Here is a 22,132-nt window from a genome sequence, read left to right on the forward strand (position 1 = left end):
CCGGTGAACTTCGTGCCGGTCGTGGACGCCGACGTGCGCCGCTGGTGGCGCTCGGACTCGCTGTGGCAGGCGCACGACCCGCGCTACTCGGCCGATCAGGTCTGCGTCATCCCCGGCACCGTCTCGGTCGCGGGCATCACGCGGGTCGACGAGCCGGTCGGTGAACTGCTCGACCGCTTCGAACAGGACACCGCCTACTCGCTGGTGCGCGCGGGCGTGGTGCCCGCCGCGGTGGACGCGCGCCGTACGGCGGGCGTCACCAGCGGACCGATCGACGCCGTGCTCGCCGCGCCGGACGTGCAGTGGGCCGGCCGCACCGCGATCAGCCCGGTGCACCGGCTCGGCGATCTGTCCGAATGGGTCGTCGACGGCAAGGGCGCCGTCCATCCGCCCAGCGGCGCGACGCTGGTGGAGACCACCGGCCCCGAGCCGGAGCACGCCTACCTGGAGCTGACCGTCCCGCTGCTGGGGGACAACGCGGTGCGGATCCGGATCACCGTGCCCACCTCGGTGCACAACGGCGGCGCCCCGGTGGTCACCGAGGCCGACGCGGACGAGGCCATGTCCGCGCTGCTCGCGGTCGCGGCCGGCCAGGATCTTCCGGAGGTCAAGGGCAAGGTCGCGCACGTGAACCTGGCCTGGACGCCGGACCTGATCGCCGATCACGCGGGCGTCACCGGCTCCGGGCTGCCCGCCACGCTGAGCACGCTCGGCCGGACCGTGCCCGACGTGCTGGTCGGTGCCTGCTGGCCCGCCGTGTTCGCGGTGCTCGGCGCGACCCGCACCGCCGAGGACGAGAGCGTCATCGAGGGCATGCTCGACCTGGTCCACCTGGATCATCAGGTGCATCTGGCCGCCGACCTGCCTGCCGAGACCAGCGTGCTCGCGGTCCGCGCGGAGGCGGGGGAGACCCTCGACACCGACCTCGGCCGCGTGGTCGAGGTGCACGTGCGGATCACCGCCATGCTGGACAAGCCCGAGACCGGGATGTCGATGCCGGTGCTGGCCACGCTCACCGAACGGTTCGCGATCCGCGGGCGCACCGGCACGGGCGAACTCACCGATCCGCCGCGCGCGGCGGGCACGGTGTCCGACGCGGCCACCGACACTCCGCGCAGGCGTCGCCGCGACGTCACGATCGTGGCTCCGCGCACCATGCACGCCTTCGCCGCCGTCTCCGGTGACCACAACCCCATCCACACCAGCGATTCCGCCGCGAAGCTGGCGGGGCTCGGCAGCCCGATCGTGCACGGCATGTGGCTGTCGGCCGCCGCGCAGCACGTCGTCTCGGCGGTCGATCCGGCCGCTTCGGTGCCCGCCCGGACGCTGACCGCGTGGACCACCCGGTTCCTCGGCATGGTCCGCCCCGGCGCGGAGATCGATGTGCGCGTCGAGCGCGTCGCGGTCGACGCGGGCAGCGAGATCGTCGAGGTCTCCTGCCGGACCGAAGGCGAACTGGTGATGACCGCGACCGGTCGCACCGCGGCGCCGAAGACCGTGTACGCCTTCCCCGGACAGGGCATCCAGCGCAAGGGGATGGGGCTGGACGCCCGCGCCCGGTCGAAGGCGGCCAAGGAGATCTGGGAGCGCGCCGACAAGCACACCCGCGCCGCGCTCGGCTTCTCGATCCTGGCGGTGGTGCGGGACAACCCGACCTACCTCAAGGCGCGGGGCGTCGAGCACCGGCACCCCGACGGCGTGCTGCACCTGACCCAGTTCACCCAGGTCGCCATGGCCACCCTCGGCGTCGCCCAGGTGGCGGAACTGCGCGAGGCCGGTGCCATGGTCGAGGGTGCGCTGCTGGCGGGCCACTCGGTGGGCGAGTACAACGCCCTCGCCGCCGTGGCCGGTGTACTTCCGCTGGAGGCGGTGCTCGAGGTCGTGTTCCAGCGCGGTTCCGCGATGCACGAGCTGGTGCCGCGGGACGCGCAGGGCCGCAGCGACTATCGGATGGCCGCGATCCGCCCCTCGCAGATCGGGCTGCCCGACAGCGAGGTCGTCGACTTCGTCAAGGAGGTCGGTGATCGGGTCGGGGAGTTCCTCGAGGTGGTCAACCTGAACCTGCGCGGTTCGCAGTACGCGATCGCGGGCACGGTGGCCGGGCTCGAGGCGCTGGAGGAGGAGATCGACCGCCGCCGTGCCGAGTTCGGCGGCAAGCGGGCGTTCATCCTGGTCCCCGGCATCGATGTGCCGTTCCACTCGACGGTGCTGCGCAAGGGCGTTCCGGAGTTCCGGCAGAAGCTCGAACAGCTGCTGCCGGTGGACCTGCGCCCGGAGGTGCTGGTCGGCCGTTACATCCCGAACCTGGTGCCCAGGCTGTTCTCGCTCGAGCGGGCGTTCGTCCAGGAGATCGCGGACCTGGTGCCGTCCGAACCGCTCGCGCAGGTGCTTGCAGACTTCGACAGCTGGGCCGCCCGGCCGACCGAGCTGTGCCGCGTGGTGCTGATCGAGCTGCTCGCCTGGCAGTTCGCCAGCCCGGTGCGCTGGATCGAGACGCAGGACCTGCTGTTCACCGACACCGCGCACGGCGGCCTCGGGATCGAGCGGTTCGTCGAGATCGGCCTCGGCGCGACGCCCACCGTGGCCAACCTGGCCTCCCAGACGCTGAAACTGCCCGGGTTCGGCGGCGCCACGGTCGAGGTGCTCAACATCGAGCGCGAGGCCGCGATCGTCTACGCCACCGACACCGACCCCGCACCCGTCGACGAGCCCGTGGAGGAGCAGGCGGCCATCGCGGCTCCGGCCGCGGCCGTCGCCGCCGCCCCGGTCGCCGCGCCGGCCCCGAGTTCGGGCGGTCCGCGTCCGGACGACATCGCGTTCACCGCCGCCGACGCCACCCGCGTGCTGATCGCGCTGTGGACGAAGCTGCGGCTGGACCAGATCGGTCCGGTCGACACCATCGAGGGCCTGTGCGACGGTGTGTCCTCCCGGCGTAACCAGCTGCTGGTCGACCTCGGTTCCGAGCTGTCGCTCGGCGCGATCGACGGCGCGGCCGACGCCGACATGGGCGCGCTGTCGGCGACGGTGGAGCGGCTCGCCCGCACCTACCGTCCCTTCGGCACGGTGCTCACCGATGCCATCGGCGATCATCTGCGCAAGGTGTTCGGCCCCTCCGGTAAGCGTCCCGCCGCGATCGCCGATCGGGTGAAGAAGGTCTGGGAGCTCGGGGACGGGTGGGCCAGCCACGTGACGGCCGAGGTGTCCCTGGGCACCAGGGAAGGCACCAGCGTGCGCGGTGGCGACCTGGGCGGGCTGGTCTCCGGCGCCCTGAGCGACGCCGCATCGGTCGACGCGGCCATCGACGCCGCCGTGCAGGCCGTCGCCGCCCGTCGCGGTGTCGCGGTGTCGCTGCCCTCGGCGGGTGGCGGTGGCGGCGCGACCGTCGACGCCGCCGCGCTGGGCGAGTTCACCGAGCAGATCACCGGACGCGACGGCGTGCTGGCCACGGCCGCGCGCGTGGTGCTCGAGCAGCTCGGGCTGTCCGAGCGGGTCTCCGCACCGGAGGCGACCGACGACTCCCTGGTCGACCTGGTGTCGGCCGAACTCGGTTCGGACTGGCCGCGCCTGGTCGCGCCCGCGTTCGACGCGCGCAAGGCGGTGCTGCTGGACGACCGGTGGGCCACGGCGCGCGAAGACCTGGCCCGGCTGTGGCTGGCCGACGACGCGGGCAGCGCGAACGGGCCGGTCACCGGTTTCCTCGGTGCGGGCGAAGCGGTTGCCGCGCAGGCGAACTGGTGGCGGCAGCGGGCGATGCACGAGGCTCGCTCGGTGCTCGCGGGGCTGTACGAGCGGATCGCCGAGGCGGCGCTGAGCACCGAGGAGCCCGGGCTGTGGTCCTCGGACATCGCGGTGATCACCGGCGCCAGCAAGGGATCCATCGCCGCGGCGGTGACCGGCAAGCTGCTCGGCGGCGGCGCGACCGTGGTGGTGACCACCTCCGCGCTGAACGACGAACGCCTCCGCTTCTACCGGAAGCTCTACCGGGACAATGCCCGCCATGGCGCGGCCCTGTGGGTCGTGCCCGCCAACATGGCGTCCTACCAGGACATCGACGCGTTGATCGACTGGATCGGCACCGAGCAGGTCGACAGCGCGGGCGGCGCGAAGATCAAGGTCAAGGATGCGATGACGCCGACGCTGCTGCTGCCGTTCGCGGCGCCGCGGGTGGCCGGTGACCTCGCCGACGCGGGCGCTCGCGCCGAAATGGAAATGCGCGTGCTGCTCTGGTCGGTCGAACGGCTGATCGGCGGGCTGTCCAAGCTGGGCGCCGACCACGACGTGGACGCGAAACTGCACGTGGTGCTTCCGGGCTCGCCCAACCGCGGCCTGTTCGGCGGCGACGGCGCCTACGGCGAGTCGAAGGCGGCGCTGGACGCGGTGGTGACCAAGTGGCGGGCCGAGAAGTCGTGGTCGGCCCGGGTCACCCTGGTGCACGCGCTGATCGGCTGGGTGCGCGGCACCGGCCTGATGGGCCACAACGACCCGATGGTCGAGGCGGTCGAGAAGGCGGGCGTGCAGACCTGGTCCACCGCCGAGATGGCCGCCGAGCTGCTCAAGTGGTGCACCTCGCGGGCCCGCCAGGTGACCGCGAGCGGCCCGCAGCAGATCGACCTGACCGGCGGCCTCGCCAGGGCCAAGCTGAACCTGCCCGAACTGGCGAAGCAGGCCGCGGAGCAGGCGGAGACGCAGACCGACGCCGAGACGGGTCGCACGATCGCCGCGCTGCCCGCGCCGCCGACCGTGACCTCCGCGCTGCCGGTGCCCGAATGGGGCGAGGTGACCGCGGACCCGGCCGACATGGTGGTCATCGTCGGCGCGGGCGAGCTCGGGCCCTACGGCTCGGCCCGCACCCGCTTCGAGATGGAGGTCTCCGACGAGCTGTCGGCGGCGGGCGTGCTGGAGCTGGCCTGGACCACCGGCATGGTCACCTGGGAGAACGACCCGAAGCCGGGCTGGTACGACGCCGAATCCGGCGACTACGTGCCGGAGCACGAGCTGGCCGAGCGCTACCACGACGCGGTGGTCGCCCGCTGCGGTGTGCGTCGTTACGAGGACGACGGCGCCATGACCGACAACTCGGCGCCCTTGATGACCTCGGTCTTCCTGGACCAGGATCTGTCGTTCACGGTGGGCGGCGAGGCCGAGGCCCGCGCCTTCCACGCCGCCGATCCGGAGCACACGGTCATCACGCCGGTCGCCGATTCGGGTGACTGGACCGTGACCCGCAAGGCGGGCACCGAGATCCGCGTGCCGCGCCGGGCCAAGCTCTCGCGCACCGTCGGCGGCCAGATCCCGACCGGCTGGGACCCGACCATCTGGGGCATCTCGCCGGATATGGCCGCCTCGGTGGACCGGGTCGCGCTGTGGAACATCGTGTGCACCGTGGACGCGTTCATCGGTTCCGGCTTCAGTCCCGCGGAGCTGATGAGCTGGGTGCACCCCTCGCTGGTCGCCAACACCCAGGGCACCGGCATGGGCGGCATGTCCTCGATGCGCTCGCTGTACGTCGACAACCTGCTCGGCGAGCCGCGCCCGAACGACATCCTGCAGGAGGCGCTGCCGAACGTGGCGCTGGCGCACGTGGTGCAGTCCTACGTCGGCAGCTACGGCGCGATGGTGCATCCGGTGGCGGCCTGCGCCACCGCCGCGGTTTCGGTCGAGGAGGGCGTCGACAAGATCCGGCTCGGCAAGGCCGACCTGGTCGTGGCCGGCGGCTACGACGACCTCGGCATCGAGGGCATCGTGGGCTTCGGCGACATGTCGGCGACCGCGGACTCGGCGGCCATGAGCGCCAAGGGCATCAGCGACCGGTACTTCTCCCGCGCCAACGACCGCCGTCGCGGCGGGTTCGTCGAGTCGCAGGGTGGTGGCACGGTGCTGCTGGCGCGCGGCAGCGTCGCGCTGGAGATGGGCCTGCCGGTGCTCGGTGTGGTGGCCTACGCCGAGTCCTTCGCGGACGGCGTGCACACCTCCATCCCGGCTCCGGGCCTGGGCGCGCTGGGCGCCGGTCGTGGCGGGACCGAGTCCCGGCTGGCGACCGAGCTCCGCAAGCTCGGCGTGACCCCGGACGAGATCGCGGTGGTGTCCAAGCACGACACTTCGACGGCCGCCAACGACCCGAACGAGTCCGAGCTGCACGAGCGCCTCGCCACGGCCATCGGACGCTCGGACGGCGCTCCGCTGTTCGTCGTCTCGCAGAAGACCCTCACCGGGCACGCGAAGGGCGGTGCGGCGGCCTTCCAGCTCATCGGCCTGTGCCAGGTGCTGGAGCAGGGCGTCATCCCGCCCAACCGCAGCCTCGACTGCGTGGACGAGAAGATGCGCCCCTACCCGCACCTGGTGTGGGTGCGGGAAGCGCTGCGGCTGGGCGACCGGCTCCCGCTGAAGGCCGGCCTGGTCACCTCGCTCGGCTTCGGCCATGTGAACGGTCTGCTGGCGGTCGTGCACCCGCAGGCGTTCATCCAGGCCATCGAGCCGGGGCAGCGCGACGAGTACCAGCGCAGGGCGCAGGAGCGTCAGCTCAGCGGCCGCCAGCGGTTCGTGGAGGCCATGTGCGGCGGTGCGCCGCTGTACGAGCGTCCCGCCGACCGCAGGCTCGGCGGGGAGGGCACGCCGTCCGGGCGGGCTCGTCAGCTGGAGGCCGACATGCTGCTCTCGCAAGAGGCGCGCCTGGCGCAGGACGGCGCCTACCGGGCGAACGGCATGGGATGCGCGTAACCGGAAGCGCGACGGGGCAACTCGTCGCGCCGGGTTCGCGCACGGGCTCGCCGAGTACGTCGTAGGCTGCCCGCCTATGACGATCCTCGGTATCGGCTTGGACTTGGTGACCATCTCCGAGTTCGCCGAACAGCTCGAACGTGCCGGAACCACCATGCTCCGGGAAAGTTTCACCGCGGGAGAGCGGCGCTACTGCCAGAGCAAGGGAACCGATCCGGCGCGCAGTTACGCGGCGCGGTGGGCGGCGAAGGAGGCGGTGCTCAAAGCCTGGGCGTCGTCGCGGTTCGCCCGCCGCCCGCAGATCGGGGACAACCCGTACCCGCTGATCGAGGTGGTCAACGACGCATGGGGCAGGCCGAGCATCAAGCTGCACGGCCTGGCCGCCGAGTTCCTGCCCCGGGTCCGGGTGCACCTGTCGCTGACGCACGACGGCGACACCGCCGCCGCGATGGTGGTGCTCGAGGACCCGGGCGAGCTGGCCGACCTGATCGAAGGCCGCGACAGCGCGGGCTGAGCGACGCGGTGGTCCCGGTTCCCGCCGGGACCACCCCTTATCGTTCGTTGCCGGTGCGCGATTCCTTCTCCGCGACGAGCAGGTAGGCGACCATCAGTCGCTTGAGTTCGGCGACCGCTTCGGCGCTGCTCTGCTCGTCCTGCACCGAGAAATTCAGCATCGAATAGACCACGTGCACCAGCACTTCGGCCATCATGGTGCGCCGTGCCCGCGGGGTGCGCGGGGTGAGCGGCCGCAACATCTGCGACACGACCTCGGCGAACTGCTTCTCGTGGATCGCGCCGGTGGCCCGGGTGGACGGGGTGGACTGCATGGCGAGCCACACTTCCCGCCGCGACGGGTCGGTCATCCAGAGGTTGGCGAGGTGGTCGACGAACTGGTTCATGTGCCGCAGCCAGTCCAGCGACGGGATCTCGCCGTGGAAGTCGGCCAGCTCCTGGGAAACGGCAACCAGGTCTTGACGATTCAACTCGCAGACGATGACGTACTTGTTGGCGAAGAACTGATACAGCGTGCCGATCGGCACCTCCGCCCTGGCCGCCACTTCCTCACAGGTGAACGACTCGAACCCGACCTCGACGAGCAGTTCCCTGGATGCCTGCAGCAAGGCGTCGAACTTTCGTTTGCTGCGTTCCTGCGTCGGCCGGCGTCGCGGCATGAGCTCCTGTGGGTCGTCCTGCAGCTCCAACGCAGGGTCCAGACGGTGCTTCGCCCTGGCCTCCGCGCGTACTTCCACGCATCCAGGCTAACGGTAGGGGCACGCGTGCGATACGCGCATCCGCCGTTCCCGTCCAGGCGGCTGGATTTCCGCTACCCATCCGTAACCGATGTGGTGTCGAACCTATACCGAGCGCGCGTGCATCGCGACGTGTGTTCCGAGCAGGGGAATCCATGGGGCTCATGGTTTTCGGCAGGTCCGTGAGCTCGGTCAATGCGCAGAGGGAAGGCGTGATCAGTGGTAGCTGAATCTGTGGTGACTCTCGGCGTTTCCACCGAACGCGGTGCCGTGCACGCGGTGGCGCTCGCCGACGGCAGGAAGCTGGCCGACCGCGTGGTGCTGCGCCGAGTAGCACGAACGGACGGTGACAAGGCGGAGGTGGCCGCGGCGGTCGAGAACGCGCTGGACGCCTTGGCCGCGGGCCTCGCGCCGGATCGGGAGATCGGCGGGGTCGCGGTCGCCTATCGGGACGCCGCGCAGCGGCGCGCGATCGTGACCCGGCTGGCGACCGGCCGGTGGCACAGCGCTTCGATGGTCTCGGTGAAGTCGGCCCACCTGAGCGCGGCGAGCATGATGACGTGGCTCGACGCCTACGACAACTTGCTGATCTGCGAGGTGGTGCCCGGGTACCAGGCGTTCACCCTGGTCGATCGCGGCCGCCGCCGGGTGCTCGCGGCGGTGGGCCAGCCGGGGCGGGCGACGCCGCGGTCGCTCGGCATGGGCGTCGCGGCGGCGTGGGACCAGCTGGAGGCGGCGGCTGCCCGGCCCGACGCGGTGGCGCTGATCGGCTCGGCGGGCGCCGGGGCGGCGGTGCTGAAGGCGTTGGAGGACTTCGGGGCGCCGGTGATCCCGTGCACGATCGGCGCATTCGCTTCCGCCGCGGGTGCGGCCTTGAGCGCGCGCCTCGAGCAGGACGGCTACGCGGAGCTGGTGAGCGAGCCGCACCGGGCGCGCGGCGGGGTCGCGGTGTTCGCCGCGGCCGGTGTGCTGGCCAGCGGAATGGTCGTCGGTGGGAGCTACCTGCTCGGCAACGATTCCTCGCCGGTGCCGACCGTCGTCATGGCGGACGGCCGGATCGAGAGCGCCGGTGCGACTCATCCGGGTGCGCCGGTCCAGTCCGTGGATGCCGAGGCATTCGGCGCGTCAGGCGGGCCACTCGGCTCCGGCGTCGACGCCGGAGCACAGTTCCCGGAGCAAGGCTGGGGCGCCGCCCCGCGGCATCGTCCGCTGCCGCTGGTGCCCGTCGACGCGGCGAACGAGACGGCGAACGAGGCGGAGACGAGCATCCCCGCGCCGCTGGTGCCGGGCACCGGCGTCCCGGCCGACCGCAAGGTGGGCGCGCCCGACAGCGCGCTGCTCTTCCCCGGTGAGGCCCCGCCGCCGGCCATGTTCACCCCGGAAGCCGCGGATTGGTGGGACGAACACCTGCGCTTGATGGCGCAATGGGCCGCCCAGCAGGTATTGCCGACCTGAGCGGTCCGAGCGGGCGCTCCGACTCGGCCCGGCGCCGCTGCGGCGCCGGGCTTTTCGCTGCCCGGGGGCTACACCGACAGGTCGCGGCGCAGCTTGGCGACGTGGCCGGTGGCGCGCACGTTGTACTGCGCGACGGCGATCTTGCCCGCCTCGTCCACCAGGAAGGTGGAGCGGATGACGCCGACGACCGTCTTGCCGTACATCGTCTTCTCGCCGTACGCGCCCCACGCGGTGAGTACGGCGCGGTCGGGGTCCGACAGCAGCGGGAAGGTCAGCTGCTCGGCGTCCCGGAATTTGGCCAGCTTGGCGGGCTTGTCCGGGGAGATGCCGACCACGTCGATGCCCGCGCCGTCCAGGTCGGCCAGGTTGTCGCGGAAGTCACAGGCTTGTTTGGTGCAACCGGGGGTGCTCGCGGCGGGGTAGAAGTACACGATCACCTTGCGTCCGCGGTAGTCCGACAGCGAGACGTTCTTGCCGTCGGCGTCGGGGAGGGTGAAGTCGGGGGCGGTGTCGCCGGGGGCGAGTCGTTGGTTGGTGGTCACCTCCAGCACGGTATCCGAACGATCCGACCGGAGTTCCTCGCGCGGCCGGATGGCGCGGACCGGGGGCTAGACTCGTCCGCGAGCCCCGGGCGCTCCACGAACGGCCGAGCGTACGGCGTGATTCACGCACCCGGGTGCGGCAATCGACAACAGGAGGGTGGAACGTGGCAAGGGATACCGAGCGGATCGAGCAGGAGATCGAGGCCGCCCGCAATCGGCTGGCGAGCACGCTCGACGAACTCGCGGTACGCGCGGACCCGCATCGCATCGCGGACGACACCAAGCACATCGTCGTCGCGAAGCTGAACGAGCCGAAGGTGAAGTACAGCCTGATCGGCGCCGCCGCCCTGTTCGTCGGGCTGGTGCTGCTAAAGATCTTCCGCTGAGCTGGAAAAACGACGACACCCGGTAGGCGCTGCCTACCGGGTGTCGTCGTTTTTCCACGTTCGGTTCAGACCGTCGGGCAGGCGAAGCCGTCACCGTCGGGATCCAGGTGCGGGCCGAAGCCCGGTTCCCCGCGGAACAGCGGCGCCCGTCCGGCGTTGCGCGCGTCGTCGCAGTTGGCGAAGGCGCCACCGGCCGAACCGGTCTGCGACAGACCGGCCGAGCCGGTCGCGGCGGAGCCGGTGTCGACGGCCGAGGAGCCGGTTCCGGCGGAACCGGACGGAGGGGCGGCTAGGGCGGCGGGAGCCGCGAGAAAGGTCAGTCCCGCGACGGCCGCGCTGACGGAGAGCCGGCGAACGTTCATGTATTCCTCTATGTGGTTGCTGCGGTGGATGGGCGTCCGACCGGACGCCGCATCCACTGTTGTGACGGGCCGCTCTGTTGTCAACCTCGGGGGGACGGAACTAGGGCATTAGGGGATTGCGCCCGCTGAGCGGATCACGCGGTCGCCCCGGCGCCGCCGATGTGCTGCGCCGGGATGTTTCCCATGCGTCCGGCCTGGTAGTCCGCCATCGCCTCGATGATCTCCGCGCGGGTGTTCATCACGAACGGCCCGTACTGCACCACGGGTTCCCGGATCGGTTGCCCGCCGAGCAGCAATATCTCGAGCGTTCCGGTCCGATTGTCCTGGCGCGCATCGGCTGTCACGGTGATCGCGTCTCCGCGGCCGAAGACCGCCAGCTGTCCTTCGCTCAGCGGCTTGCGCTCGGCACCGGCCGTGCCGCTGCCGGAAAGCACGTACGCCATCGCCGTAAAGTCCTGCGGCCAGGGGGTTTCGAGAATCCCGCCGGGAGTGATCGACGCGTGCGCGTAGGCGATGGGGGTGTAGGTGGAGCCGGGACCGGTGAATCCGCCTACCTCCCCGGCGATCAGCCGGACCAGCGCGCCGCCGTCGTGCGAGCTCACCAGGGTCAATTCGCGGGCGCGTAGATCCTGGTAGCGCGGCTTCGCGAACTTGAGTGCCCGCGGCAGGTTGACCCAGAGTTGAATGCCGTGGAACAGGCCGCCCGAGGCGACCATCTGCTCCGGCGGGACCTCGTCGTGCAGGATGCCGGAACCCGCGGTCATCCACTGGGTGTCGCCCTCGCCGATGACGCCGCCGCCGCCCTGTGAGTCGTGGTGCACCATGGTGCCGTCGAGCATGTAGGTGACCGTCTCGAAGCCGCGGTGCGGATGCCAGGGCGCGCCCTTCGCCTCGTGTGGTTCGTAGGCGACCGGACCCATCTGGTCGAGCAGGATGAAGGGATCGGCCGTGCGCAGATCCATGCTCGGGAACGGCCTGCGCACCTCGAATCCCGCGCCCTCGCGCTGTTTGTGGGCGGTGACCACGCTGCGGACCGGTCGCCGGCGCAGGGTGGCGTCGGGGCGGGGGAGGCGCGGCAGGACCATGATGTCGGGAACGGTGACGGCGGGCATCGGGACCTCCTCGGGAGTTGGTGTCCATGTCAACCAACCGTGACTACACTTCATTCCCATGGTCCGGTGGTTGAGTGACGACGAGCAGGCGACCTGGCAGGCCTACGTGCGGCTGCGCCAGCGTTTGGATGGGGCGATTTCCGCCGGACTGGCCGAGGACGGTCTGTCGCTGGCGGATTACGAGCTGATGGTGGCGTTGTCCGCGGCCCCGAACGGTTGTCTGCGCGCCAAGGAGCTGGCCGCCGAGGTGTGCTGGGAGAAGAGCAGGTTGTCCAAGCACTTGGCCAGGATGGACGCCCGCGGACTGGTCGAGCGCAGGCCGGCGGAGGAGGATGCCCGCGGCATCATCGTCCAGCTCACGCCGGAAGGGCGCGTGGCCCTGGAGCGGGCCGCGCCGAACCACGTCGATCTGGTCCGCCGCGTCTTCGTCGAACCGATGACCGCGCACGAGGCGCGGGTCCTGCGCGCGCTGGCGGACAAGGTGGTCGCCGAGGTCGAGCAAGTGACCGAACTCGGCGCTTGACGGGGGCGCTCGTTCCGCGGACGGACGTCAACCCGTTCCGGATCTCCACCATCGGCGCCACCACCGGCGACGTGGGCGCGCTGTGACCTCGGCGGACGCCCGGGCAGTCGGTGTGCTCCGGCCGCCGAGAGGCGGGCGCGCCGGCTGCACCGTCTCCCGCGCGATTCGCCATTGCGCGACGATCTCGTCCGCGTTCACGGGGGCGATCGGCACGTACGGCCCTTCCGGCATCCGCAGCCACTCCACGATGCGTTTGTTGAGTTCGCTCACCGTCGCGCGCACTTCCCGTTCGGTCGTCGAGTCACGCACTGCCTCGGGAAGGTGTTCGATATCGCGCCGCAGGACGAGCGACGGCGGTAACAGGGCATCGCCGCTGACCCCCTCGCGTCGCAGATATCCGCGCAGCCACCAGTCCTCGTCGTAAGCCGTGCCTGCTCCGGGGATCGGCTTACCCGCGCCGGACAGATTGTCGAACTCGCCACGCTCGGCCGCCTCGCGGATCTGCTTGTCGATCCACGATTCGAAGGTCTCCTTCGGCGGCTTGCGCTCGGTCATCGCGACGGCGGTGTCGGCGGGTGCATGACTCCAGTCTACGGAAGCCTGTAGTAGACATGGGAGACGTTGCGCCGCAGCTCATCCGCGAACAGCTCAGCTCCACGGCCGGATCGGCGGCTTGACCCACAGCAGCTTCTCGTCGGTGTGCGCGCGCCGTGCCGCGGGATGCTCCGGATGGCGCGCGGCCCAGCTGTCCTTCTCCGCCAGCAACCGCGCCACCGTCGTCCAAGTCTCCTCGGTACTCGGCGGATTCGCCCCGGCGGCTTTGGCCACTTTGCGCCGCACCGGCGCGGGCATCGCGTGCACCTCGGCTTCGGTGATGGCGCGCTGCCAGAGGTAGCTCGCCAGCCGCCGCGCTTTCTCGGCGCGGCTCTTGGCCGCCGTGTCGCTGTGTGCGTAGTCGGTCATCGCCTGTCCACGGGGTCGCTGGTGCATCGACCCTAATGGACGCGGTCGTACGTCATCCGTCGATGCCCGCTGACGGCCAGGATGCGAGGCGTGGCGGGAAACGCCGCAGCCTCCCCATCCGTGGATGAGGAGGCTGCGGACGCGTGGACTCAGTACGCGCCGTTGACGTTGTCCATCGAGCCGTAGCGGTGCGCGGCGTAGTTGCACGCGGCGACGATATTGGCGACCGGATCCCAGACGTCGAAGGGCGTGCCAGGGACGTGGTAGGCGGCGAAGGTCGGGTCGATCACCTGCAGCAGGCCCTTGGACGGGATGCCCATGGCGGCGTTGGAGTCCCACAGGTTGATGGCCTGGGGGTTGCCGGTCGACTCACGCATGATGTTGCGGTGGATGCCCTCGTAGGTGCCGGGGATGTTGTTGGCCCGCATGATGTCGAGGGCCTGACGGATCCAGCCGTCCAGGTTGTTCTCGTACACCGGGGCGGGCGGGGGCATCGGGGCCGGCGCGGGCTCGGGCGCGGGAGCGGGCGCCGGAGCGGGAGCGGGAGCGGGCAGCGGCGCGGGGATGGCTTCCGCGACCGGTGCGGCGACCGGTGCGGGCGCGGCGGGCTGCTGCTCGGCCACCATGGCGATGCGAGACGGGACGCTGTCGTCGGCAACGGACGACGCGGAGCAGGCGGCCACGGCAACGACACCCGCGGCCGCGGCGGCGACGGTGATGGTCTCGCGCAGCGAGGGGCGGCGAAGGGTGGAAAGGCGTCTGTCAGGCATTGCGAATCGGTTCCTTGTTCGGGGACTTACTCGATCCGGCCGCGGTCGGGCAGCACGGATCCTGCGGCGTACGCTGGGAGCGTTCGTCGAAAACGGCCATGTGCTGTTGTGTGGTTTTGTTGTGGGGGACGCTGGTGTCCCCGGAACGCGACATTCGTGCGTGCGGCGCCGGATCGCCCTCGGTGGGCTCGGCCGCGGTGTCGCGCGGGACTTCGCATCCTCGATGCGAAGAGACGGGCGGAAGTATGGGAGTGCGGGTCCGTTGCCGGATTCCGCTCCGCCGATCACGTGGCCGGCTTGCCTGCCGTGTGATCGTTACCGAATCGGTGTCTACAACTCCTCGGGCTGACCAAACTTCAGGTCGCTTTGTGACCTGATTGCAGAATGGTCACGCTTGGTTAACGGAGGGTGAACGGATTCTGAATGGCAGGTGCTGGCGATCTTGGAAAGCCCAGGACGAGGTTGCCGAATCGTTATCTAAGCTGGGAGTTTGCTGCTAAACCTCTTGTGCTGTACATCACAGAAGTTTTCGGCTGCATTACTGGCATTCGGCGCCCAGGTGGGCGTATCGGTGTCCGAATTGAGACGTCTGGTGTCTCTGGGAAACGCCGCAGGTCACGGAGATATCACGGAAGCTGGAGCTGATTCGGAGACCAGAAAACCGTGCCCTTGCCAGCCGATGACTGGCAAGGGCACGGTTGTCGATTGTGCGCCATCAGGGACTCGAACCCCGAACCCGCTGATTAAGAGTCAGCTGCTCTGCCAATTGAGCTAATGGCGCGCGCTCCGTGTTCCGGTGCGGGACAAACCTTAACAGGCCGGGGCCACAGAAGTGAAATCGCGTCCTGACCGGCGCTGATGTGATGTGCCCCCACGCCGGTAACACCGGGCCTCGCCGAGTTGATCTACAGGTGGTAACGCTGCAGTGACGGACGTGGTGTTCACATTGGCGCGGGCGTGATGCGCTGGCAGAATGTCCGATTGTGGTGTCGACCGCCCGCGTACACGGCGGGGTGAGCGGCGTGGCGGTCGGCCGGCGAAGCCATCGGTGTGTCCTGGAGCACCGAGACTGGAAACGGGGTTGAACATGAGTGGTGGTCAAGGTCGGCGCGAGTCGGCCGCACGGTGGTCGTTACGCGCTGTCGCGGGACCGGTAGCCGTCTTCGTCGTCGCCGCATTGGCGTTGACCGGGTGTTCGGCGTCCGACGCCACGGAGGCGGCGCAGGCGGCCATCGATCGCAACCCCATCACGGAACTGATCAAGCCCAAGCTGCTGTCACCGGTGAAGGACGGCGAGGTGGGCGTCTCGCCGGGCGTTCCCATGACGTTCAAGGTGGAGGACGGCAAGTTCACGAACGTGAGCTTGGTCAGTCCCCAGGGGAAGTCCGTGAACGGCAAGCTCGCCGCCGACGGAAGGTCGTGGGAGACCACCGAGGTGCTCGGTTACGGCAAGACCTACCGATTGAAGGCGGACGCGATCGGCCTCGGCGGCGCGAACTCCGCGACGCTCAGCTTCACCACCAGCTCGCCCGGCAACCAGACCAAGCCCTACCTGAACCCGGGTGAAGGAGAGGTCGTGGGGATCGGCCAGCCTGTGGCCATCCAGTTCGACGAGAACATCCCCGACCGCAAGGCCGCACAGGATGCGATAAAGATCACCACCGAACCCGCCGTCGAAGGCGCGTTCTACTGGGTGAACAACCGTGAGGTGCGCTGGCGGCCGGAACATTTCTGGGCGCCGGGGACGAAGGTCACGATCGACGTGAACGTCTATGGACGTGATCTCGGCAACGGTCTGTACGGCCAAGAGAACATCCACTCCTTCTTCACCATCGGCGACGCGGTGATCTTCACCGCCGACGACGACACCAAGCAGGTGACCGTCGAGCAGAACGGCCAGGTGATCCGCACCATGCCGACCTCGATGGGCAAGGACAGCACACCCACCGACAACGGCATCTACATCGTCGCCGACCGGCACGAGAAGATCATCATGGATTCCTCCACCTATGGCGTGGCGGTCAACTCCCCGGACGGCTACAAGACGCCGGTGGACTTCGCGACGCGGCTGTCCTACAGCGGCATCTTCTTCCACTCGGCGCCGTGGTCGTTGGGCGCGCAGGGCTACAGCAACACCAGTCACGGCTGCCTGAACCTCAGCCCGGCGAACGCGCAGTGGGTCTACCAGAACGCCAAGCGCGGTGACATCACGATCGTGAAGAACACCGTGGGCGGCACCCTCTCCGGCGTGGACGGTCTGGGCGACTGGAACATCCCGTGGCCGGTCTGGAAAGCGGGCAACGCCGACGACAATCGCTGAGCGAGATCGAACGCCGAACGGGCCATCGGAGCGAATCCGGTGGCCCGTTCGGCGTTCGGGCAGGATCCGCATCTCGTGCGGGGCGATGAAAAAACCCGGGTGGCGCCGATTTCTCGGAGCCACCCGGGCCTGTGGGGTGAGCGACGGGACTCGAACCCGCGACAGCCAGGATCACAACCTGGTGCTCTACCAACTGAACTACGCTCACCATCGCCGGTAACAACCGGCGGGCTAGATATTAGCGTGTCAACCCGCCCACGCCCTAATCGGTTTCTGGCGAGCCGTTGACCTGGGCCGATTCGGTCCGCTCTTCCGCGATGTCGGAGACCTCGGCGGCGATGGCGGCGATCTCGGTGGTGGAGGGGCCGGGCGGGGCGACGAACGCGGTTCGCCGGTAGTACTCCAATTCCCGGATCGACTCCTGGATGTCGGCCAGCGCGCGGTGGCTCAGCCCCTTTTCCGGCTGCCCGAAGTAGATGCGCGGGTACCAGCGCCTGCACAGCTCCTTGATCGAACTCACGTCGACCATCCGATAGTGCAGGTGCGCGTCCAGCAGGGGCATGTCCCTGGCGATGAAACCGCGATCGGTCGCGATCGAGTTACCGGCCAGCGGCACGGTGCGCGGGGCGGGGATGTACTGGCGGATGTAGTCGAGTACGCGCTGCTCGGCCTCTTCGAGGGTGACGGTGGAGCGGCGGACCTCGTCGGTCAGCCCGGAGCGCGCGTGCATCTCGGCGACCACCGCGGGCATCGCGGCGAGCGCGGCGTCGTCGGCGTGGATGACGATGTCCACGCCCTCGCCGAGGATGTTGAGATCACTGTCGGTGACCAGTGCGGCCACCTCGATCAGCTTGTCGCTGTCCAAGCGCAAGCCGGTCATCTCACAATCCATCCACACCATGTATTTGTCGGACACTCGTGCAACATTAGCCGGGCCGAGGCCAGGTGCTCGCGGTACGGCACGGCAACCGCTCAGCCACTGATGCGGCCCCCAACCCCCAGCGGCGGCGATACAGTTCTCTCAGATCGGCACTCGGCGTTTTCGGTGCGACAGCAAATACTGCGTAACGCAGTTCGAGTCGAGCCAGGACGGAGGACGCGCGATGACCACCCCGCAGGAGAAGGCGGACGCGGCGCGCAAGGCCGCCGACGAGGCGGCGCGGATCGCGGCGGAGGCGGCCGCGGCCGCGGAAGCCGCGGAACGCGAACTGGCCGAGCACACGACGACAGCGGCGCGAGCCGAGCCGGTCACCGAGGAGAAAGGCGTGCCCGCCGCACAGGAGATCGCCGCGGGCTACGCCTTCGTAGGCAGTGCGCTGGAGCTGGGCGCCGTCGTGATCGACGGCACAGTGGACCGCACGGCGCGCGTCCGTATCCCGATACGAATGATGAACCGGCACGGTTTGGTCGCGGGGGCGACCGGTACGGGAAAGACCAAGACCTTGCAGGGCATCGCGGAGCAGTTGTCGAGCGCCGGGGTTCCGGTGGTGCTCGCCGACATCAAAGGCGACCTGTCCGGATTGGCCGAGCCGGGGCAGCCGAGCGAGGAACTCGCCGCGCGCGCCGCGCAGACCGGCGCCGCGGACTGGGTGCCGACCGGCTTCCCCACCGAGTTCGTCGCGCTGGGCGCCACCGGGCCCGGACTGCCGATCCGCGCGACGATCAGCTCTTTCGGCCCGGTGCTGCTGAGCAAGGTGCTCGGGTTGAACGAGACGCAGGAATCCACCCTCGGCCTGATCTTCCACTGGGCCGACCGCAACGGTCTCGCGCTGCTGGACCTGAAGGATCTGCGGGCCGTGATCACGCATCTCACCAGCCCCGAAGGCAAGCAGGACCTGAAGGGCATCGGCGGCGTCTCCGCGTCCACCGCGGGAGTGATCCTGCGCGCGCTGGTGAATCTGGAGGCCGACGGCGGCGACACGTTCTTCGGCGAGCCCGAACTCGACCCGGCCGACCTGGTGCGGATCGTGGACGGGAAAGGTGTGATCACGCTGTTCGAGCTGGGCGCCCAGGCGGCGCGGCCGGTGCTGTTCTCCACCTTCCTCATGTGGGTGCTCGCCGATCTGTTCCAGACGCTGCCCGAAGTCGGCGATGTGGACAGGCCCGAACTGGTCTTCCTCTTCGACGAGGCCCATCTTCTGTTCTCCGACGCCTCGAAGGCTTTCCTGGACCAGGTGGAGCAGACCGTCAAGCTGATCCGGTCCAAGGGCGTGGGTGTGTTCTTCTGCACACAGCTGCCCACCGATATTCCGAATCAGGTGCTCTCTCAGCTCGGCGCGCGGATCCAGCACGCGCTGCGCGCGTTCACCCCGGATGACCAGAAAGCGCTGTCGAAGACCGTCCGCACCTATCCCCGGACCGCCGTCTACGACCTGGAGCAGGCGCTGACCTCGCTCGGGACCGGTGAGGCGATCGTGACGGTGCTCTCCGAGCGGGGTGCGCCGACACCGGTGGCCTGGACCAGAATGCGGCCGCCCCGATCGCTGATGGACACCATCGGCGCGGACGCGATCGGCTCTCGGGCACTGTCCAGTCCGCTGGCCTCGAAATACGGACGAGCCATCGACCGGGAGTCGGCCTACGAAATCCTCACCGCGAAACTCGCCGCGGCGGCGCGGGAGCCGGAGTCCACGCCCGTTCCCGGCCGTCCCGCGACTCGCGCGCAAGAGGAATCCGCCGCCGAACGGATCATGAACAACCCCGCGGTGCGCGGCTTCCTGCGTTCGGCGGCCGCCGCGGCCGGCCGCCAGGTCACCCGCAGCTTGTTCGGGACCAGGCGTCGCTGAGCGCCGCGAGTCCGCTACGTCTACCGGCCGCTCAGTTGCCGAGCTTCTTGTAGAACGCGCCCGCGATGGGGGCGGTGACCGCCCGGGGGCCGTACTGCCCCGCCACGCTCATTCCCTTGCTGATCAGGCCGGGAACCACGCGCATCTTGTTGCGGGCGAGCGCGTCGATGGACACCTTGGCGGTGTACTCGGAGGAGACCCACATGAAGTCGGGCACCATCCGGTCGACGATCGACGCTTCGGCCGGGTCCGGCGTGTCGGTGCGCACCGGGCCGGGCGCCAGCAGCGTGACGTGCACGCCGGAGCCCTTCAGTTCGCCGCGCAGCGATTCGGAGAAGGTGTTGGCGAACGCTTTGCTCGCCGCGTAGGTGGCGTTGTTCGGGATCGGCATGTTGCCCGCGGCCGAACCGCTGATCAGGATGCCGCCGCCGCCCCGCGCGAGCATGCCGGGCAGCACGGCCAGGGTCAGATCGTGCACGGCGACGGCATTGAGTTCCATTTGCGCGCGCTCGTAGGCCGGGTCGAGCTCGGCGACGGCGCCGAAGGTCGCGATGCCCGCGTTGTTGCACAGGATGGCGATGTCGCGGGCGGTCAGTTCCTCCACCAGCGCACCGCGCTGGTCGCGGTCGGCCAGGTCGACAGGGCGCACCTCGGCGGTGATGCCGTGGGCGAGGGTCAGCCGCTGCGCGAGCTCGGTGAGCAGCTCGTCACGGCGGGCGACCAGGATCAGCGAGTAGCCGCGGGCGGCGAGCTCGGCGGCGAGCGCGGTGCCGATGCCGGAGGAGGCGCCGGTGACGACCGCGCGGTTCTCGGAAGTGGGGGAGGGCAGGCTCACCCGGTGCAGCCTAGGCGATGCGGCGACGGCGGCCGGGCATCGAGCCCGGCCGCCGCGCTCGATCAGAGCCGTGCGGCCAGCCTGGTGCCCTGGTCGATGGCTCGTTTGGCGTCCAGTTCGGCGGCGAGTTCGGCGCCGCCGATCAGGTGCAGGCTGACACCGGCGGCGCGCAGCGGGGCCTCCAGGTCGCGCACGGATTCCTGCCCCGCGCAGACGACGACGTTGTCGACCGGAATGAGCTGCGGGCGCTGCCGTTTCGCGCCGAAGCTGATGTGCAGGCCGCTGTCGTCGATGCGCTCGTAGTTCACTCCGCCGATCTGCTCGACGCCCTTGGCCTTCAACGCGGCGCGGTGCACCCAACCGGTGGTCTTGCCCAGGTCCTTGCCGAACGGGGTGGACTTGCGTTGCAGCAGCACGACTTCCCGGGCGGCGGGCGAAGGTCTCGGGGCGGCGAGTTGTCCGGGGACCTGTTCGTCGTCGGAGTCCACCCCCCACTCCTCCTTCCACTCGTCCAGCTTCAGCGTGGGATGCCCTTCGACGGTGAGGAATTCGCTGACGTCGTAGCCGATGCCGCCCGCGCCGATCACGGCGACGCGCTTGCCCACCGGCTTCTGCTCCCGCACCAGTTCGGCGTACGACACCACCATGGGGTGGTCGATACCGGGGATGTCGGGAATGCGCGGCTGCACGCCGGTGGCGAGCACCACCTCGTCGTAGCCCCCCGCGATCAGTTCGTCGGCGCCCACCCGCTTGTTCAGGTGCACCGTGACGCCGGTCAGCTCGAGCATCCGGTTGTAGTAGCGGATCGACTCGCTGAACTCCTCCTTGCCCGGGATGCGGCGGGCGATGTCGAACTGGCCGCCGATCTTGTCGTCGGCCTCGAACAGCTCGACGCGGTGGCCGCGTTCGGCGAGGTTCACCGCCGCCGAGAGCCCGGCCGGTCCCGCGCCCACCACGGCGATGCGCTTGGTGCGGCGGGTCGGCAGCAACGTCAGCTCGGTTTCGTGCCCGGCGCGCGGGTTGAGCAGGCAGGAGACGGTCTTGTGCCGGAAGGCGTGGTCCAGGCAGGCCTGGTTGCACGCGATGCAGGTGTTGATCTCGTCGGCGCGATCCTGCGCGGCCTTGTTCACCCACTCCGGGTCGGCGAGGAAGGGGCGGGCCAGCGAGACGAGCTGCGCGTCGCCCCGGGTCAGGATCTCCTCGGCCACCTCGGGCATGTTGATCCGGTTGGACGCGCACACCGGGATGCGCACCCGCGCGGTGATCTTCGCGGTGAACTCGACGAAGGCCGCGCGGGGCACCGAGGTCACGATGGTGGGCACCCGTGCCTCGTGCCAGCCGATATCGGTGTTCAGGATGTTCACCCCGGCGGCTTCGAGTTCCTGTGCCAGCGCGACGATCTCGTCGAAGGTCTGCCCCTGCTCCACCAGCTCGGCCATGGACAGCCGGAACACGATGAGGAAATCGGGGCCGACCGCGGCGCGGGTGCGGCGCACGATCTCCACCGCGATCCTGCGGCGGTTGCGCGGTGAGCCGCCCCACGCGTCGGTGCGCTTGTTGGTGCGCGGTGCGAGGAACTGGTTGATGAAATAGCCTTCGCCGCCCATGATCTCGCAGCCGTCGTACCCGGCGAACTGGGCGAGCTGCGCGCAACGGGCGTAGTCCTCGATGGTCCGTTCGATGCCTTTGGCCGACAGTGCGCGCGGCCGGAACGGGTTGATCGGCGCCTTGATCGATGACGCCGACACACTGCCCGGCATATAAGAGTAGCGGCCCGCGTGCAGGATCTGGATGGCGATCTTGCCGCCCTCCGCGTGCACCGCCTTGGTGATCGTCCGGTGCCGGTAGGCCTCGGTTTTGCTGGTCAGCTTGGCGCCGAAGGGCAGCAGCCAGCCCGCGCGGTTGGGCGCGTAGCCGCCGGTGATGATCAGACCGGCGCCGCCGCGTGCGCGTTCGGCGAAGTAGGCGGCCAGCTTGTTGGTGTCCCAGGCGCGGTCCTCCAGGCCGGTGTGCATCGATCCCATCACCACTCGGTTGCGCAAGGTGGTGAAGCCGAGGTCGAGCGGCTCGAACAAATGGGGGAAGGAGCTCATCGGTGAGGTCGCCTTTCT

Annotated in this window: 17 protein-coding genes and 2 tRNA genes; 7 read left to right on the plus strand and 12 right to left on the minus strand. The window is 69.7% G+C overall.

The window, feature by feature from the left end; genetic code table 11:
- A partial coding sequence (locus tag ON27_RS07015) for a type I polyketide synthase (RefSeq protein WP_043721195.1) occupies nt 1–6,717 on the plus strand: 6,717 nt, incomplete at its 5' end.
- A gap of 76 nt (nt 6,718–6,793) precedes the next feature.
- Nucleotides 6,794–7,231, plus strand: coding sequence for a holo-ACP synthase AcpS (acpS, locus tag ON27_RS07020; RefSeq protein WP_043721202.1), 438 nt, complete (start codon nt 6,794–6,796; stop codon nt 7,229–7,231).
- Between the two features lie 37 nt (nt 7,232–7,268).
- On the opposite strand, the gene ON27_RS07025 is transcribed toward acpS, so the two are convergent.
- Complete coding sequence (locus ON27_RS07025) at nt 7,269–7,889, minus strand: TetR/AcrR family transcriptional regulator (protein ID WP_245559842.1); 621 nt, start codon at nt 7,887–7,889, stop codon at nt 7,269–7,271.
- A gap of 297 nt (nt 7,890–8,186) precedes the next feature.
- Here ON27_RS07025 and ON27_RS07030 point away from each other — a divergent pair, with 297 nt between their 5' ends.
- Nucleotides 8,187–9,422, plus strand: a complete 1,236-nt coding sequence (locus ON27_RS07030; protein WP_157227108.1) for a hypothetical protein — start codon at nt 8,187–8,189, stop codon at nt 9,420–9,422.
- Between the two features lie 68 nt (nt 9,423–9,490).
- On the opposite strand, the gene bcp is transcribed toward ON27_RS07030, so the two are convergent.
- Nucleotides 9,491–9,964: a thioredoxin-dependent thiol peroxidase gene (bcp, locus tag ON27_RS07035; RefSeq protein ID WP_043721414.1), complete on the minus strand. Its 474-nt coding sequence runs from the start codon at nt 9,962–9,964 to the stop codon at nt 9,491–9,493.
- A gap of 164 nt (nt 9,965–10,128) precedes the next feature.
- Here bcp and ON27_RS07040 point away from each other — a divergent pair, with 164 nt between their 5' ends.
- Nucleotides 10,129–10,350 (plus strand): DUF3618 domain-containing protein, encoded by a 222-nt coding sequence (locus tag ON27_RS07040; RefSeq protein WP_043721208.1) that lies wholly within the window; start codon nt 10,129–10,131, stop codon nt 10,348–10,350.
- Nucleotides 10,351–10,415: 65 nt separating this feature from the next.
- Here ON27_RS07040 and ON27_RS07045 read toward each other — a convergent pair whose 3' ends face one another.
- Both ON27_RS07045 and ON27_RS07050 read right to left on the minus strand, forming a co-directional pair.
- Nucleotides 10,416–10,712: an excalibur calcium-binding domain-containing protein gene (locus tag ON27_RS07045; RefSeq protein ID WP_043688643.1), complete on the minus strand. Its 297-nt coding sequence runs from the start codon at nt 10,710–10,712 to the stop codon at nt 10,416–10,418.
- 134 nt (nt 10,713–10,846) lie between these two features.
- Nucleotides 10,847–11,824, minus strand: a complete 978-nt coding sequence (locus tag ON27_RS07050; RefSeq protein ID WP_043721210.1) for a pirin family protein — start codon at nt 11,822–11,824, stop codon at nt 10,847–10,849.
- Nucleotides 11,825–11,882: 58 nt separating this feature from the next.
- Here ON27_RS07050 and ON27_RS07055 point away from each other — a divergent pair, with 58 nt between their 5' ends.
- Nucleotides 11,883–12,347 (plus strand): MarR family winged helix-turn-helix transcriptional regulator, encoded by a 465-nt coding sequence (locus tag ON27_RS07055; RefSeq protein WP_043721212.1) that lies wholly within the window; start codon nt 11,883–11,885, stop codon nt 12,345–12,347.
- A gap of 27 nt (nt 12,348–12,374) precedes the next feature.
- Here the strand turns inward: ON27_RS07055 and ON27_RS07060 are convergent, their stop codons facing one another.
- From ON27_RS07060 to ON27_RS07075, 4 genes are all read right to left on the minus strand, one after another.
- Complete coding sequence (locus ON27_RS07060) at nt 12,375–12,902, minus strand: DnaJ family domain-containing protein (protein WP_043721215.1); 528 nt, start codon at nt 12,900–12,902, stop codon at nt 12,375–12,377.
- A 93-nt stretch (nt 12,903–12,995) separates the two neighbouring features.
- Nucleotides 12,996–13,310: a hypothetical protein gene (locus tag ON27_RS07065; protein WP_043721217.1), complete on the minus strand. Its 315-nt coding sequence runs from the start codon at nt 13,308–13,310 to the stop codon at nt 12,996–12,998.
- A 149-nt stretch (nt 13,311–13,459) separates the two neighbouring features.
- Entirely contained in the window at nt 13,460–14,080 is a 621-nt protein-coding gene (locus ON27_RS07070; protein WP_043721221.1) for a transglycosylase SLT domain-containing protein, read from the minus strand.
- A 708-nt stretch (nt 14,081–14,788) separates the two neighbouring features.
- Nucleotides 14,789–14,861: transfer RNA gene (locus tag ON27_RS07075), tRNA-Lys, on the minus strand.
- Between the two features lie 306 nt (nt 14,862–15,167).
- On the opposite strand from ON27_RS07075, the gene ON27_RS07080 reads away from it, so the two are divergent.
- Nucleotides 15,168–16,400 carry a L,D-transpeptidase gene (locus ON27_RS07080; RefSeq protein ID WP_043721416.1) on the plus strand — a complete coding sequence of 411 codons (1,233 nt, stop codon included), beginning with the start codon at nt 15,168–15,170 and terminating at the stop codon, nt 16,398–16,400.
- Between the two features lie 132 nt (nt 16,401–16,532).
- On the opposite strand, the gene ON27_RS07085 is transcribed toward ON27_RS07080, so the two are convergent.
- A tRNA-His gene (locus ON27_RS07085) sits at nt 16,533–16,608 on the minus strand.
- A gap of 54 nt (nt 16,609–16,662) precedes the next feature.
- Nucleotides 16,663–17,301 (minus strand): oligoribonuclease, encoded by a 639-nt coding sequence (orn, locus tag ON27_RS07090; RefSeq protein WP_174377820.1) that lies wholly within the window; start codon nt 17,299–17,301, stop codon nt 16,663–16,665.
- A 202-nt stretch (nt 17,302–17,503) separates the two neighbouring features.
- Here orn and ON27_RS07095 point away from each other — a divergent pair, with 202 nt between their 5' ends.
- Complete coding sequence (locus ON27_RS07095) at nt 17,504–19,186, plus strand: helicase HerA-like domain-containing protein (RefSeq protein WP_043721228.1); 1,683 nt, start codon at nt 17,504–17,506, stop codon at nt 19,184–19,186.
- Between the two features lie 31 nt (nt 19,187–19,217).
- Here the strand turns inward: ON27_RS07095 and cmrA are convergent, their stop codons facing one another.
- Both cmrA and ON27_RS07105 read right to left on the minus strand, forming a co-directional pair.
- A complete protein-coding gene (gene cmrA, locus ON27_RS07100; RefSeq protein ID WP_043721231.1) occupies nt 19,218–20,021 on the minus strand; it encodes a mycolate reductase in 804 nt (267 codons plus the stop codon).
- Nucleotides 20,022–20,083: 62 nt separating this feature from the next.
- Entirely contained in the window at nt 20,084–22,114 is a 2,031-nt protein-coding gene (locus ON27_RS07105) for an NADPH-dependent 2,4-dienoyl-CoA reductase (RefSeq protein WP_043721234.1), read from the minus strand.
- Between the last annotated feature and the right edge of the window lie 18 nt (nt 22,115–22,132).

The organism is Nocardia asiatica NBRC 100129 (genome assembly GCF_000308415.1).
Classification (GTDB): domain Bacteria; phylum Actinomycetota; class Actinomycetes; order Mycobacteriales; family Mycobacteriaceae; genus Nocardia; species Nocardia asiatica.

Coding starts and splice junctions, on each gene's coding strand:
- ON27_RS07050 (WP_043721210.1), bottom strand. CDS start 11,824: ATGCCCGCCGTCACCGTTCCCGACATCATGGTCCTGCCGCGCCTCCCC.
- ON27_RS07060 (WP_043721215.1), bottom strand. CDS start 12,902: ATGACCGAGCGCAAGCCGCCGAAGGAGACCTTCGAATCGTGGATCGAC.
- ON27_RS07065 (WP_043721217.1), bottom strand. CDS start 13,310: ATGACCGACTACGCACACAGCGACACGGCGGCCAAGAGCCGCGCCGAG.
- orn (WP_174377820.1), bottom strand. CDS start 17,301: ATGGTGTGGATGGATTGTGAGATGACCGGCTTGCGCTTGGACAGCGAC.
- acpS (WP_043721202.1), top strand. CDS start 6,794: ATGACGATCCTCGGTATCGGCTTGGACTTGGTGACCATCTCCGAGTTC.
- ON27_RS07025 (WP_245559842.1), bottom strand. CDS start 7,889: ATGCCGCGACGCCGGCCGACGCAGGAACGCAGCAAACGAAAGTTCGAC.
- ON27_RS07055 (WP_043721212.1), top strand. CDS start 11,883: ATGGTCCGGTGGTTGAGTGACGACGAGCAGGCGACCTGGCAGGCCTAC.
- ON27_RS07045 (WP_043688643.1), bottom strand. CDS start 10,712: ATGAACGTTCGCCGGCTCTCCGTCAGCGCGGCCGTCGCGGGACTGACC.
- ON27_RS07070 (WP_043721221.1), bottom strand. CDS start 14,080: ATGCCTGACAGACGCCTTTCCACCCTTCGCCGCCCCTCGCTGCGCGAG.
- ON27_RS07105 (WP_043721234.1), bottom strand. CDS start 22,114: ATGAGCTCCTTCCCCCATTTGTTCGAGCCGCTCGACCTCGGCTTCACC.
- ON27_RS07095 (WP_043721228.1), top strand. CDS start 17,504: ATGACCACCCCGCAGGAGAAGGCGGACGCGGCGCGCAAGGCCGCCGAC.
- ON27_RS07080 (WP_043721416.1), top strand. CDS start 15,168: ATGAGTGGTGGTCAAGGTCGGCGCGAGTCGGCCGCACGGTGGTCGTTA.